The sequence below is a fragment of the Arthrobacter stackebrandtii genome (assembly GCF_017876675.1).
GTDB classification, from domain to species: Bacteria; Actinomycetota; Actinomycetes; order Actinomycetales; family Micrococcaceae; genus Specibacter; species Specibacter stackebrandtii.
The window spans coordinates 2,149,499-2,161,945 of the sequence record NZ_JAGIOI010000001.1; the positions used below are offsets into that span (position 1 = coordinate 2,149,499).

General features: G+C 65.9%; 14 protein-coding genes. 5 read left to right on the forward strand and 9 right to left on the reverse strand.

What is annotated here, in order from left to right:
- Nucleotides 1-125: 125 nt before the first annotated feature.
- The 6 genes from pucL to JOF48_RS09115 all read right to left on the reverse strand — a co-directional run bounded on the left by pucL (nt 126) and on the right by JOF48_RS09115 (nt 4,232).
- Nucleotides 126-1,034, reverse strand: a complete 909-nt coding sequence (gene pucL / locus JOF48_RS09090; RefSeq protein ID WP_209679861.1) for a factor-independent urate hydroxylase — start codon at nt 1,032-1,034, stop codon at nt 126-128.
- 2 nt (nt 1,035-1,036) lie between these two features.
- On the reverse strand, nt 1,037-1,378 hold the full coding sequence (uraH, locus tag JOF48_RS09095; RefSeq protein WP_209679863.1) for a hydroxyisourate hydrolase: 342 nt from the start codon (nt 1,376-1,378) through the stop codon (nt 1,037-1,039).
- Nucleotides 1,375-1,872 carry a 2-oxo-4-hydroxy-4-carboxy-5-ureidoimidazoline decarboxylase gene (gene uraD / locus JOF48_RS09100; protein ID WP_209679865.1) on the reverse strand — a complete coding sequence of 166 codons (498 nt, stop codon included), beginning with the start codon at nt 1,870-1,872 and terminating at the stop codon, nt 1,375-1,377. The genes uraH and uraD overlap by 4 nt, the downstream gene beginning before the upstream one ends.
- A gap of 302 nt (nt 1,873-2,174) precedes the next feature.
- Nucleotides 2,175-2,642, reverse strand: a complete 468-nt coding sequence (bcp, locus tag JOF48_RS09105) for a thioredoxin-dependent thiol peroxidase (RefSeq protein WP_209679867.1) — start codon at nt 2,640-2,642, stop codon at nt 2,175-2,177.
- 211 nt (nt 2,643-2,853) lie between these two features.
- The gene (locus JOF48_RS09110; protein WP_209679870.1) at nt 2,854-3,771 is read right to left on the reverse strand and encodes a 3-methyladenine DNA glycosylase; all 918 of its coding nucleotides are present in this window, start codon (nt 3,769-3,771) and stop codon (nt 2,854-2,856) included.
- On the reverse strand, nt 3,768-4,232 hold the full coding sequence (locus tag JOF48_RS09115) for a MarR family winged helix-turn-helix transcriptional regulator (protein ID WP_209679873.1): 465 nt from the start codon (nt 4,230-4,232) through the stop codon (nt 3,768-3,770). The genes JOF48_RS09110 and JOF48_RS09115 overlap by 4 nt, the downstream gene beginning before the upstream one ends.
- A 106-nt stretch (nt 4,233-4,338) precedes the next feature.
- On the opposite strand from JOF48_RS09115, the gene JOF48_RS09120 reads away from it, so the two are divergent.
- Together JOF48_RS09120 and JOF48_RS09125 are read left to right on the forward strand one after the other, a co-directional pair.
- A complete protein-coding gene (locus JOF48_RS09120) occupies nt 4,339-4,563 on the forward strand; it encodes a hypothetical protein (RefSeq protein ID WP_209679876.1) in 225 nt (74 codons plus the stop codon).
- A 108-nt stretch (nt 4,564-4,671) separates the two neighbouring features.
- On the forward strand, nt 4,672-4,896 hold the full coding sequence (locus tag JOF48_RS09125) for a hypothetical protein (protein ID WP_425353711.1): 225 nt from the start codon (nt 4,672-4,674) through the stop codon (nt 4,894-4,896).
- Between the two features lie 59 nt (nt 4,897-4,955).
- On the opposite strand, the gene JOF48_RS09130 is transcribed toward JOF48_RS09125, so the two are convergent.
- Nucleotides 4,956-6,242 carry an aspartate kinase gene (locus JOF48_RS09130; protein ID WP_209679879.1) on the reverse strand — a complete coding sequence of 429 codons (1,287 nt, stop codon included), beginning with the start codon at nt 6,240-6,242 and terminating at the stop codon, nt 4,956-4,958.
- Between the two features lie 316 nt (nt 6,243-6,558).
- Here JOF48_RS09130 and JOF48_RS09135 point away from each other — a divergent pair, with 316 nt between their 5' ends.
- Together JOF48_RS09135 and JOF48_RS09140 are read left to right on the forward strand one after the other, a co-directional pair.
- Nucleotides 6,559-7,578 (forward strand): ABC transporter ATP-binding protein, encoded by a 1,020-nt coding sequence (locus tag JOF48_RS09135; protein ID WP_209679882.1) that lies wholly within the window; start codon nt 6,559-6,561, stop codon nt 7,576-7,578.
- Nucleotides 7,575-8,783, forward strand: coding sequence for an ABC transporter permease (locus tag JOF48_RS09140; protein WP_209679885.1), 1,209 nt, complete (start codon nt 7,575-7,577; stop codon nt 8,781-8,783). The genes JOF48_RS09135 and JOF48_RS09140 overlap by 4 nt, the downstream gene beginning before the upstream one ends.
- Before the next feature lie 130 nt (nt 8,784-8,913).
- On the opposite strand, the gene ilvD is transcribed toward JOF48_RS09140, so the two are convergent.
- The gene (gene ilvD, locus JOF48_RS09145) at nt 8,914-10,809 is read right to left on the reverse strand and encodes a dihydroxy-acid dehydratase (RefSeq protein ID WP_209679888.1); all 1,896 of its coding nucleotides are present in this window, start codon (nt 10,807-10,809) and stop codon (nt 8,914-8,916) included.
- A gap of 99 nt (nt 10,810-10,908) precedes the next feature.
- Between ilvD and JOF48_RS09150 the strand changes: the two genes are divergently transcribed.
- A complete protein-coding gene (locus tag JOF48_RS09150; RefSeq protein WP_209679891.1) occupies nt 10,909-11,751 on the forward strand; it encodes a helix-turn-helix transcriptional regulator in 843 nt (280 codons plus the stop codon).
- Between the two features lie 94 nt (nt 11,752-11,845).
- Here the strand turns inward: JOF48_RS09150 and recR are convergent, their stop codons facing one another.
- On the reverse strand, nt 11,846-12,445 hold the full coding sequence (gene recR / locus JOF48_RS09155) for a recombination mediator RecR (protein WP_209679894.1): 600 nt from the start codon (nt 12,443-12,445) through the stop codon (nt 11,846-11,848).
- Nucleotides 12,446-12,447: the final 2 nt, after the last annotated feature.

The window sequence follows — 12,447 nt, forward strand, 5'->3', positions numbered from 1 at the left end:
TGATAAGTGGCAACCCGCTTTGGGAGTTGGCACTGTCGGCAGGCGGGGGTTGCCGCCCCCGCCTGCCTTGCTGCTGGTGTGCCCGCACCGGCCCGCCGCGGCGGGTTTCGTTGCGGTGCCGCGGCTCAGCAGAAGCCGGCGATGCCCTCCCAGGCGCGACCGGCGTCGGACGCGTTTTCACGCAGCACCGCAGCCTCGATCAGGCCGTAGGGGCGGTCCGCGGCGAAGAACACCTCGTTGGGGTTGTCCAGGCCGAACGGCGCCAGGTCAACGACGAAGTGGTGCTTGTTGGGCATGGAGAACTTGATCTCGTCAATCTCCGGGTGGGCCTCCAGCACCTTCCTGCCCATGTTGAACATGGTCTGCTGCAGGGCTGTGGAGTAGTTCTCGGTGAAACCTTCCAGCAGGAGCGCCTTGACGTCGTCGTACGCCTTGTTGAAGTCCAGGCCCTCGACGGCTGCGGGGTTGTAGCGCCAGCGGGCGGCGACGTCGGTGGACATGATCCGGTCGTCGGTGGGCGCCAGCGTGGTGTACTTGTCCACCGGGAAGCCCTCAAAACCGGATCCCGTGGACTTCAGGACGGTCAGGCTGTGCAGCCCGGCGATGAGCTGGGTGGCGGGCCCGTCCTTGACCACGACGGCGGTGCGCACCTCCTGGCCGTTGCGGACAAACGCGTGGTCGTGCGGCTGGCCGTGCGCCTGGATGCGGTCCCAGCCGTACTGCTCCGCGGCCCAGCGCCCGCCGTCGACCCAGCTGAACTCGGTGGTGAAGTGCTCGCCGAGGCGGAGCAGGAACTCCTCAGGGGAACCCACCCCCTCCCGGGCCAGCGCGTAGACGGTGTTCTTCTGGGTGTCCGTGGGGACAACATGTGCGTTGTCGCCGAGGAGGTGGGCGTCGAGAAAGTCCCCGCGCAGCTGCGAAGTGACGTTGAGGTCCTCGATGGCGTGGCGCGCCGTGTCCCTGGTGATCTTGACGAGGCGCACTTCCGCCTTGCCGAACTGGTTGGCGCCCAGGATGATGTTGTTCTGGTTCATGGCTAGCTCCCGCGATACGTTGAAAAGGCGAACGGGCTCAGCAGTACGGGCACGTGGTAGTGGCCCTGGCCGTCCGCAACAGTGAAGGTGAGTGTGATTTCCGGGAAGAAGGCTTCCGTGGAGGTCGCGGCAAAGTAGGCCGCAGTGTCGAAGCGTAGGCGGTAGTTCCCGCCGGCCACTTCCTTGGGGCCCAGGTCGTTGACCCGGCCGTCGGCGTCCGTGGTGCCGCTTGCCAGCAGCGACCAGTCCTGCCCGTTGCGGGCGTGCAGCTCCACGGGGACTCCCGCGGCGGGCCGGCCCAGGGCGGTGTCCAGGACGTGGGTGGTGATGTGGGAGATTCTCATGGGTCAAGCACTCCTTGGAGTCTCAGGAGGGCGATCTCACGCAGCTGTTCGGCGACGACGAGGTCCTCCTCTGCGGGGGAATGGTGCAGCCGGGCGTCCAGGGCGGCGAGAATCTCGGCCGGCGGACGCCCTGCGGCGCGGATCAGGAACACCCGCCCGAACTTGGCCTCGTAGGCCGCATTGCCGCGGGCCAGGGCGGCTGCCGTGGTTTCGTCGGCCGGGTCGATGGCGCGCTGTTCCTTCCGGGACAGCGCGGCCTCCTCTCCCGATCCGGCAGCGCGCTCGCCGATCCTCGGATGGTGGGCCATGGCGGCGGCGACTTCTTCAGCGGTGAAGGGATCTGCCGCCGTCCGGGCCCGCTCGAGGATGTGTTCGGCGGAGGCGTACGGCCTGGCTTGGATGATTTCATGAACCCAGCGGTCGATGTCGATGCAGGGGCGCAGTTCTGCCGCAAGTGCGGCTTCCGGTGATTCGTTGAATACTTTCAACAGCATGGCAAGTAGGTCCTTGCGATTTGTCTGCTGGCATCCACGGCGTAGGCTATGCGAAGTGAAAAATGGATTTCGCATCGTGGAACTGTTATTTCAGCGTATGAATAGTGAACCGCATCACATTTCGATTGTCAACAGGGGTCCGGGATTCCGGTGCCGGCGTCAGGTGCGGGCGCGGTGGGCAATGGCCAATCCCGCCACTCCGGCTGCCGCCCCGGGCGCGCAGCGGCGCCTCGGCGCGGCCTTCGGTGGATGCCGCGCCGAAGCGCCGTTGAGTTTGGGGTTCGAGTGAGGCTCGTGGAGGGTTAGAAGCCCAGTTCTGCGCGCAGGCGCGCCACGTGGCCATCGGCGCTGACATTGTATTCCGCGCGGCCAATGGTGCCGTCGGCATTGACCAGCATGGTGGAGCGAAGCGTGCCGGTGACGGTGTTGCCGTTCACTACCTTCTCGCCCCAGGCTCCCCACGCTTCCGCTGCCTGGTGGTCGGCGTCGGAGAGCAGTGGGAAGTTCAGCTCGAAGTCCTTGGCAAATTCCCGCAGGGCCTCAGGTCCGTCGGTGGAAATGCCCACGACGTCCACGCCGGCGGCCTGCAGGGCTTCGAGGCTGTCACGGAAATCGCAGGCCTCCGTGGTGCAGCCGGGGGTTGCAGCCTTTGGGTAGAAGTAGACAATGACCTGGCGCCCGGCAAAGTCGCCGAGAGACACCGTGTTTCCGCCGGCGTCGGGAAGACTGAATCCGGGCGCGGGCTGGCCAATGGTGAGCGGGGTCGACATGGGTGGCCTCAATTCTCGTTATGTGAAACTAAATTATTGATGGGTGGAACTAGACTAGGTCCATCCGGCAGCCCCGGTCAACGCCGCATCACATAAGCGCCCCATAATGCGAACGCTGCATCACTGGGTGATGCAGCGTTCGTGAAAACAGTGACTTATCTGATGCCGCGTTGGAGGGGGAGGGGTGTTGTGGGTGCTGGTGGCGTAAAAGTCAGGGGGCGGTGATGGCCGCCACCGCCGAGGCCAGGCGCCCGCGCAGCACCGCCGCCTCGGCGGCAAACCCGCGCTGCGCCGCAACGTAGTCGGCCTTCCCGGCTGCTGTCTCAATCGCAATCGGCGGATACCCCCACGCCGCGAGGTCGTACGGCGAGGCCTGCATGTCCATGGCCCGGACCCGCCACGACAGCTCAAAGCAGTCCATTACCAGTTCACTGGGCAGCGCCGGCGAGAGCTTGTAGGCCCACTTGTACAGGTCCATGTTCGCGTGCAGGCAGCCCGGCTGCTCCATGTCGCGCTGGTTCTCCCGCGTCGGCGCCAGTTCATTCAGGCCAGAGGCCTGCGGGGTGTAGAAGCGGTACGCGTCAAAGTGCGTGCAGCGGATCCGGTTCTCCTCCACCACCCGGTCCGTGTCCGTCGATCCCAGCCGCAGTTCCAGGTACTCGTGCCGCACCTCGTTGGCTTCCTGCTTGTAGACCATGGCCCATTCGTGCAGCCCAAAGCAGCCAAAGTTCGCCGGCCGCGCCGCCGTGCGGCCCAGGATGATCGCGGCGAAGTCCAGCGCCTCCTTGCGTCCGGAGCTGAACTTTTCCATATCAAGCACGACGGCGGGACCCTGGCTGGGTGCCCCGCTCGCCTCGCGTTCGCCGTCGGAAGCTTCCCTGTAGAACTTCCAGCCCAGGCGCTCGGTGGCGGCGGGGCCGGTCAAAACCACACCGGCACCCGGGTGCCAGCGGGAGAGCTGGCCGGGCTTTTGGGTGTAATAGGTGAAGAGGAAGTCCTCGACGGGGTGCTTCTGGTTGGCGGAGCGGCGGGCCAGGTAGGGGGCTGCGTAGCGGTCGACCCTGGCATGGTGCGCTGCAGCCTGTGCCTGCCACGCATCCTGTGCCAGGGCTTGGAGGGCGGGGATCATGCCTTCAATTGTCGGTCATCGGCGTGGGTTGCGGCATCGATGAGGTCCATCATGCTCCGGTGCAGGGCCATGGCGCCGTCGCGGTCCAGTCCGAGCCGGGCCATCATGGTGCCGGGGACGGCGAGTGCCTTTTCGCGCAGGGCCGCGCCGTCGGGGGTCAGGTCCACGGCGAGGGCGCGCTCGTCGGCGGTGTCCCGGGTGCGCGTGATGTAGCCGAGGGCTTCCAGGCGTTTGAGCAGGGGCGAGAGCGTGGCGGATTCAAGCAGCAGGGCGCCGCCGATGTCCTTCACGCGTCGCGGCGCCTCCTCCCACAGGGCCAGCATGACAAGGTACTGCGGGTGCGTCAGCGCCAGTTCCTTCAATACCGGCTTGTAGGCGGCAATGACGCTGCGCGAGGCGACGCTCAGGCCAAAGCAAAGCTGGCGTTCGAGCAGGAGGTCGTTCTCTGCGGTGTCCACCATCACCCTTTCCTTGAATTGGTTAGTGCACTAACTAACAGGGTACTATGGATGTCATTGCCATGATCACCCGGGTGGTTTCCACCCCCGCCCCACGAGGACTGCCACCATGCCGAAGATGAACCCAGCCCAGCGGCTCATGCGTCTGACCGGACGGCTGCGCTACATCCTGGGGCCCGCGAGCAGCAGCCCGCTGGACCATGAAATGACGCCTGAAAACAAGGCGCTCCTCGCCTCCCAGCAGGCCGCCTCGGTGCAGTTTGTCACTGTGACGCGTGCCGACGGAAGCACGTACCTGGTGCCCAGGGACCCCAACGACCAGTCCCTGCGATAGACTCCTGCACCCTCCTCCTAGGCCGCGGATTCCCGTGCCTTTGCCAACTTTCAGGCGTAAACTGGATGTGTCTCGCACACATGGTTCTCCTGTGGAGAGGGGGTGTTGATGATGACGAGCGGTGAAAAGTTCGTGACCAAGATGATGCATGCCACTGATAAGTTTCAGAAGGTCTTCGGCCCCGCCGACCAAGGTGACATGGATTCCCCCGTGGTGCATCGCCATGATGAATTTGAAAACAGCAGCGACGAGCAGCTGTCGCACTTTGAAGAGCACACAGATTCAGCAGGCCACCATTACGCTGTCCGCAAGGATGGACAGCCGGCCGGCTAGAGAACAAAAAAACTGACCCGCAGAATCCTGCGGGTCAGTTCTTTTTCGTGTGGTGGGGATCAGCGGCCGGTGCCGCCATACACGGTTGCTTCGGCTTCGCCGTCAAGCCCGAACACCTGGTGGACCGCACGCACGGCCGTGTCCAGCAGGTCAGCGCGCGTGACCACGGAGATGCGGATCTCGGAGGTGGAGATCAAGTCGATGTTCACGCCGGCGTCGGACAGGGCCTTGAAGAAGCGGTAGGAAACGCCCGGGTTGGAGCGCATCCCGGCGCCGATCAGGGACAGCTTGCCGATCTTGTCGTCATACACCAGGTCTTCAAAGCCGACCTCGTCCTGCCGGGCGCGCAGGGCCGCCAGCGCGTCCTCGCCCTCGACCATGGGCAGGGTGAAGGAGATGTCGGTTTTGCCGCTTCCCTTCGTGGAGATGTTCTGCACGATCATGTCGATGTTGCTGTGCGCCCCGGCGATGATGCCGAAGATCATGGCGGCCTTGCCGGGGATGTCCGGCACGCCAACAACGGTGACTTTGCCTTCGGACCGGTCGTGGGCCACGCCGGAGATGATTGGCTGCTCCAAGGCAACTCCCTCTGAGATTTTGATTTTGTCGTCGGGGCTGGGCAGCACCCAGGTTCCCTCATTGTCGCTGAAAGATGACCGCACATGGATGGGCAGCCCAAAACGCCGGGCGTATTCCACGCAGCGCAGGTGCAGGATCTTGGCTCCGGATGCGGCCATTTCCAGCATTTCCTCGCTGGAGATCTTGTCGATCTTCTGCGCCGAGGGGACCACGCGCGGGTCGGCGGTGTAGACGCCGTCGACGTCGGTGTAGATTTCGCAGACGTCCGCGTCCAGGGCGGCGGCCAACGCAACAGCGGTGGTGTCGGAGCCGCCGCGGCCCATGGTGGTGATCTCGTGCGTCTGGCGGCTCATGCCCTGGAAGCCGGCCACGATGGCCACCTTGCCCTTGTCCAGGGCGGTCCGGACGCGGTGCGGGTCAACATCGATGATGCGGGCCTTGCCGTGGATGCCGTCGGTGATCATGCCGGCCTGGCTGCCGGTGAAGGACTGCGCCACCCCGCCCTGCGCGCTGATGGCCATGGCCAGCAGCGCCATGGAAATGCGTTCGCCGGCAGTCATGAGCATGTCCAGCTCGCGTGCCGGGGGATGCTCGGACACCTGGGCCGCCAGGTCCAGCAGTTCGTCGGTGGTGTCGCCCATGGCTGAAACAACCACGACCACTTCATGCCCGGCCGCCTGGGTGCTGACAATCCGGCGGGCAACACGCAGAATGCCTGCGGCGTCGGACACGGAGGATCCGCCGTACTTTTGGACAATCAGGCTCATGGGTGCACACTCATTGACTTACCTAACGCAACGCTCGGGGATAAGAAAATTTCTGCCGTTCACGCCGCGCCGCACGCGGGGCCGTAGCGGCATCATCAGCGCGGAAGGCAGTCTTCTTCAGTTTAGCCCCGCGCCTCCGGAACATGGAATTGAAGTGTCCACATGCTGGTCCATGACGCCGCCGATTCATTCAGGTAACACTTCCAATGCTTTCGGATAACACTTTCAATGTCCGACGGCGGGATGATGCCTTGGGTGCCTCCTCCGCCATAGGCTGGGCTCACGAGAGGCGACTGCGCCCCACAGGGAGGTAACGATGACCGAGAACCAGCCACTGCCGCCTGATCCGGATGCCCAGCAGCCGTCCGGTTCCCGGCCGCCTGAACCTCAGCTGCTGAAATCCCCGCCTGCGCAGGCCTTCCGCGGGCTGAGCGCCACCGGGCTGGCCCGCAGCTTTGGCCCGGTGCACGCCGTCGTAAATATGGACCTGCAGGCGCCGTCCGGGCAGGTCACGGCGCTGATCGGGCCCAACGGCGCGGGGAAGACCACGCTGCTGCTCATGCTGGCCTCACTGCTGGCCCCGGACAAGGGCAGCATCAGCGTCATGGGAATCGACCCGGTCAAGGATCCCGCAGCGGCGCGGGCCAGAATTGGCTGGATGCCCGACACCCTGGGTGTCTGGGAGGCGCTGACGGCCCGGGAAATCCTCACCACCATGGCCAAGTTCTACCACCTGCCGAAGGCCAAGGTTGCGGGCCGGGTGGAGGCGCTGCTGGAGCTGGTCAACCTCGCCCCGCTGGCCGACCAGAAGGCGCGTGTCCTGTCTAGGGGGCAGCAGCAGCGTCTGAGCCTGGCCCGTGCACTGATCCACGATCCGGACGTGCTGCTCCTGGACGAGCCGGCGTCGGGGCTGGACCCGGGATCGAGGGTGGCTCTGCGCAGCATCCTGAGGCGGCTGGCCGCAGAGGGCAGGGTGGTGGTGGTTTCCTCGCACGTGCTGGCGGAACTCGATGAAATTGCCGACGGCGCGGTGTTCGTCAACCAGGGCCGCACGGTCCTGGCCCAATCCGTGGAGCAGGCAACCGGGCAGGGCCGCAGCTACGCCATTGCGGCGCTCGACCCGGCCTCCCTGGCCGCCGCCCTGACCGGGCTGGGAGTGCCTTTTGAGGCCGGCAAGGGCCGCCGGACCTCCGTCACGGTGGCTGTGGAGCGTGAGGAACAGGCGGCGGCGCTGCTGCGCGACCTCGTGGGGGCGGGCGTGGACATTTCGTCCTTTGCCCCGGCCGTCGGCGCTTTGGAAGAGACCTACATGAACATGAAGGTGGAACAGCCATGACAACATTCCAGAATCCTCCGGCGCCACAGGCTTCCGCCCCCGCGCCGGGCCCGGGCAGGCTGGGCCGCTACACATCCGGCGTGGCGGCGGTGGTTGGCATGGAACTGCGCCAGCGGCTGCGCTCCCGCGGCTGGTACATCATGCTGGCCATTTGGTTTGGGCTGATCTGGCTGGTGACTGCCCTGACCTGGATCAGCTGGAAGGCGCAGTACAGTTACAACTTTGACCCCGGGTTTGGCAGGGTTGGCCCGGGCCCGTTGATCTTTGAAGCCGTTTTGGCGTTTGTGCTGCTCTTTGGGTTGCTTGTTGCCCCGGCATTCTCGGCCAACGCCATCAGCGGCGACCGCTCCGCCGGAACCCTGGCCATCATGCAGGTGACCCTGCTGCGGCCCGGGCAGCTCCTGTGGGGGAAGTTTCTGGCGTCATGGATTGCCGCGCTCGCCTTCCTTGTGGTGAGCGTGCCGTTCCTGGTTTTCGGCATCGCCCAAGGCGGGCTGGGTGTCGGCTACATTCTGGTTGCCCTGCTCATGCTCGCCATTGAACTCGGCGTGGTGTGTGCCCTGGGAGTCGGCATTTCCGCCTTGGCCTACCGGCCGCTGTTCTCCATTGTGGTGACATATTTGACGGTGGCGGCGCTGGCCTTTGGCACGCTGATTGCCTTTGGCTTGGGCATGATGCTGAGCAACGGCACGGTGCAGGCCAACCAGACCTACTACAAGGGCATGGAGATGTACCAGGGGGAGCTGGACCCCGAGGTGGAAGGCAGTGGCGAGGAGATGTATCCGGCACCACCCGCGCCCAAGAACATCACAGATGAAAATGCCGAGTACGCCTGTTTTGGCCCGCTGGTGGAACAGCCATCGCCGCGGTCGGAGCGGGTTGCGTGGATGCTGGCCATGAACCCGTTCGTGGTGGTGGCCGACGCCATCCCCTACCCTGACCGGCCCGACGACGGCCGTGACTATTACCCGACGGGTGTGTTCGAAACCATGAGCCAGGGTGCACGTTATGCGCAGGCCGGGCCAGAGGCAACGTATCCCTGCGCCAATGGCAAGGTGGCGACGGTGCACCTCGAGCAGAACATGCCGCTGTGGCCACTGGGACTGGGCCTGCAATTGCTGGTCGCGGCAGGAATCCTGGCCCTTGGCTGGCGGGCGCTGCGGACCCCGGCCGGCAGGCTGCCCAAGGGGACGCGGGTGGCGTAGGTAGCCAATCCGGCTCCTAAAGTCCGACGGCGTTCGGCCCACCTCAGGTGGGCCGAACGCCGTCGGACTTTTCAGCACTGCGTCCGCTCCCTGCCGCCGTCGCGGAGGGGAACGGAGGGGCAGCGGGTGGCTAGACTGCGGAAACCTCCGGGCGCGGGGCCTTCATCAGCACGACGTCCTCGGGGATGTGGCGGACGGCGCCCTTGTCGGCGCTTGTGGCCATGGAGCCGTACGCGCGCAGGGCGGCGGACACCTCGCGCTCGCGGCCCACGGGCTGGTAGCCGGTGGTCGCCTCGAGGCGGTCGCGGCGCTCGTCCAGCTCAACCGGGTCCACCAGCAGCTCGAGCGAGCGGTTGGGGATGTCGATGCGGATGAGGTCGCCGTCCTGGACGAGGGCGATGGTGCCGCCGGCCGCAGCCTCGGGGGAGACATGGCCGATCGACAGGCCGGAGGTGCCGCCGGAGAAGCGCCCGTCCGTGATCAACGCGCAGACCTTGCCCAGCTTCAGGCCCTTGAGGAAGGACGTGGGGTAGAGCATTTCCTGCATGCCGGGGCCGCCGCGGGGGCCTTCGTAGCGGATGACGACGACGTCGCCGGCCTTGACCACCTTGGAGAGGATCTTTTCCACGGCCTCGTCCTGGGATTCGCAGACCACTGCCGGGCCTTCGAACGTCCAGATGGACTCGTCCACGCCGGCGGTCTTGACCACGGCGCCGTCGAGCGCGATGTTGCCGCGCAGCACGGCCAGGCCGCCGTCCTTGGAGAAGGCGTGCTCAACGTCGCGCAGGCAGCCGCCCGCGGCGTCGGTGTCGAGGGAGGTCCACTCGGCCGACTGCGAGAATGCGGTGGAGGAACGCTGGCCGCCCGGGGCTGCGGTCCACAGTGCCTCTGCCTCCGGAGTGGCCTTGCCGCCGCGGATGTCCCAGTCGTCCAGCCAGTCCGTCAGGTTGTCGGAGTGGATGGAGTTGACGTTGGTGTGCAGCAGCCCGCCGCGGTTCAGTTCGCCCAGCAGGGCCGGGATGCCGCCGGCGCGGTGCACATCCTCCATGTAATACGTCTTGTCGCCTGCCACGTTTGGGGCAACCTTGGCCAGGCACGGCACCAGGCGCGACTTCGCGTCAATGTCGTCTAGGTCGTACTTCAGCCCGGCCTCCTGCGCTGCGGCGAGCAGGTGCAGGATCGTGTTGGTGGAGCCGCCCATGGCGATGTCCAGGGCCATGGCGTTGTCGAACGCCTCGAAGCTGGCGATGTTGCGCGGCAGCACGGAGGCGTCGTCGTCCTCGTAGTAGCGCTTGGCGATCTCGACGGCGGTGGCGCCGGCGCGCTCGTACAGCGCCTTGCGTGCGGTGTGGGTTGCCAGCAGCGAACCGTTGCCGGGCAGCGAGAGGCCAATCGCCTCAGTCAGGCAGTTCATGGAGTTGGCGGTGAACATGCCGGAGCAGGAGCCGCAGGTGGGGCAGGCGTTTTCCTCGATGAGCTGGATGTCCTCGTCGGAAACGGAGGAGTCAACGGCGTCGGAAATGGCGTTGACCAGGTCCAGCGAGCGGATGGAACCGTCGGTCAGGGTGACCCGGCCGGCTTCCATGGGGCCGCCGGAGACAAACACGGTGGGGATGTTCAGGCGCAGTGCGGCCATGAGCATGCCCGGTGTGATCTTGTCGCAGTTGGAGATGCAGACCAGCACGTCGGCACAGTGCGCGTTGACCATGTACTCCACGGAGTCGGCGATTAGGTCGCGGGAGGGCAGCGAGTAGAGCATGCCGCCGTGGCCCATGGCAATGCCGTCATCCACGGCGATCGTGTTGAATTCGCGGGCGATCGCGCCGGCCTCGTGGATGGCGTCGGAGACGATCCGGCCCACGGGGGCAAGGTGCGTGTGGCCCGGGACGAACTCGGTGAAGGAGTTGGCGACGGCAACGATCGGCTTGCCGATGTCGGACTTGGCAACGCCGGAGGCCATCATGAGGGCGCGGGCGCCGGCCATGTTGCGGCCGTGGGTGACTGTGCGTGAACGTAATGGAGGCATGGCAACCAGTTAACCAGCAATCGGGTTGCTTAATTGGCAAACCGGGCGTTCTGCGGAGACGGCGTCACTACTAGTAGTGGCAGTGCTAGTTTTGCTTGTATGAATGAAGAACGACGGCGTGAGCTGGCCCAGTTTCTCCGCGACCGCCGCGCCGGGCTGCTTCGGGCGGAGCACGGGCTGCCGCCCATCGGCAGTCGGACCATGGGCCTGCGCCGCGAGGAGGTTGCCGCCTTCGCCGCCGTCAGCGTCACCTGGTACACCTGGCTGGAACAGGGACGGGACATCAACGCCTCGCGCCAGGTCCTGGAATCCATTGGCCGGGTGCTGCGGCTGACCGCGGCCGAGCAGGCCTATGTGCTGGCACTGGGCGGACACGGCGCCGTCCCGGCCGGCGGCCCCGCCACCATCGAGGACATGCCGCCGCACCTGCAGGCGCTGCTGGATGCCTGGGATTTTCCTGCCTTTGCCGTCGCCCCGGACTGGAACATTGCCGGCTGGAACAGCGCCTATGAAGGGCTGTACTCGCACATTTCCGAGGTGGACCCGGACGGCCGGAACCTGCTCTGGCTGGTGTTCACCGACCCCCAGCTGCGGCAGATGCTCCCCGACTGGGACACCACTTCAAGGAACTTCGTGGCCGAATTCCGTGCCGAGGCCGGGCTCAGGCTGGGGTCCGAGGCACACACCGCGCTGGTGGACAGGCTGGCTGGTGCCAGCGCGGAGTTTGCCAGCATCTGGGCCGAGCGCGTGGTCCTGAACTTCTCCTCCCGGCGCCGCGTGTTCATCCATCCGCAGGTGGGGGAGCTGGTCTTTGAGCAGCACCGGCTGGTGCCCTCCGACGTGCCTGACCTGCACTTTGTGCTGTACGTGCCCACGGCGGGAACCCCCACCAGGGAGCGTCTGGCGGAGTTGTCCGCCCAGTCGGCCGCCAGCGCGGGGTAGGGGGAGAACGGCAGCCGGGCACCCGCCCCGCCCGTGAACGTACAGTTGATGCCGATGCTGACGCGCGTGATCGGCATCAACTGTACTTTCGAATTTATGTGAGGGCGTTGCGGCGGCCCTCAAACGCGCGACCCAGGGTGACCTCATCGGCGTACTCCAAGTCGCCGCCTACGGGCAGCCCCGACGCCAGGCGCGTGACGGCGATGCCGAGCGTTTTCAGCATGCGCGAGAGGTAGGTTGCGGTCGCTTCGCCCTCGAGGTTGGGGTCCGTGGCGATGATGATTTCCTGGATCTGGGCGTCGTTGAGCCGCGTCAGCAGCTCGCGGATGCGCAGCTGGTCCGGCCCGATCCCGGCGATTGGATTGATGGAGCCACCCAGCACGTGGTAGCGGCCGCGGAAGGCACGCGTGCGCTCCACGGCGAGCACGTCCTTCGACTCCTCAACGACACAGATCACGGTGGGATCGCGGCGCTCGTCGCGGCAAATGTTGCACAGCTCCGATTCCGTGACGTTGAAGCACACGGTGCAGAACTTCACCCGCTCCTTGACCGTCGTGATGGCGCGGACCAGGCGCTTCATGTCGTCGCCGTCCGCCTCAAGGATGTGGAACGCGAGCCGTTGCGCCGACTTCGGCCCGATCCCCGGCAGGCGCCCCAGCTCATCAATGAGCTCTTGAACTGCTCCTTCGTACACGA

Coding starts and splice junctions, on each gene's coding strand:
- uraH (WP_209679863.1), bottom strand. CDS start 1,378: ATGAGAATCTCCCACATCACCACCCACGTCCTGGACACCGCCCTGGGC.
- JOF48_RS09110 (WP_209679870.1), bottom strand. CDS start 3,771: ATGATCCCCGCCCTCCAAGCCCTGGCACAGGATGCGTGGCAGGCACAG.
- JOF48_RS09115 (WP_209679873.1), bottom strand. CDS start 4,232: ATGGTGGACACCGCAGAGAACGACCTCCTGCTCGAACGCCAGCTTTGC.
- JOF48_RS09150 (WP_209679891.1), top strand. CDS start 10,909: ATGAATGAAGAACGACGGCGTGAGCTGGCCCAGTTTCTCCGCGACCGC.
- JOF48_RS09125 (WP_425353711.1), top strand. CDS start 4,672: ATGATGACGAGCGGTGAAAAGTTCGTGACCAAGATGATGCATGCCACT.
- pucL (WP_209679861.1), bottom strand. CDS start 1,034: ATGAACCAGAACAACATCATCCTGGGCGCCAACCAGTTCGGCAAGGCG.
- JOF48_RS09140 (WP_209679885.1), top strand. CDS start 7,575: ATGACAACATTCCAGAATCCTCCGGCGCCACAGGCTTCCGCCCCCGCG.
- JOF48_RS09135 (WP_209679882.1), top strand. CDS start 6,559: ATGACCGAGAACCAGCCACTGCCGCCTGATCCGGATGCCCAGCAGCCG.
- JOF48_RS09120 (WP_209679876.1), top strand. CDS start 4,339: ATGCCGAAGATGAACCCAGCCCAGCGGCTCATGCGTCTGACCGGACGG.
- JOF48_RS09130 (WP_209679879.1), bottom strand. CDS start 6,242: ATGAGCCTGATTGTCCAAAAGTACGGCGGATCCTCCGTGTCCGACGCC.
- bcp (WP_209679867.1), bottom strand. CDS start 2,642: ATGTCGACCCCGCTCACCATTGGCCAGCCCGCGCCCGGATTCAGTCTT.
- uraD (WP_209679865.1), bottom strand. CDS start 1,872: ATGCTGTTGAAAGTATTCAACGAATCACCGGAAGCCGCACTTGCGGCA.
- ilvD (WP_209679888.1), bottom strand. CDS start 10,809: ATGCCTCCATTACGTTCACGCACAGTCACCCACGGCCGCAACATGGCC.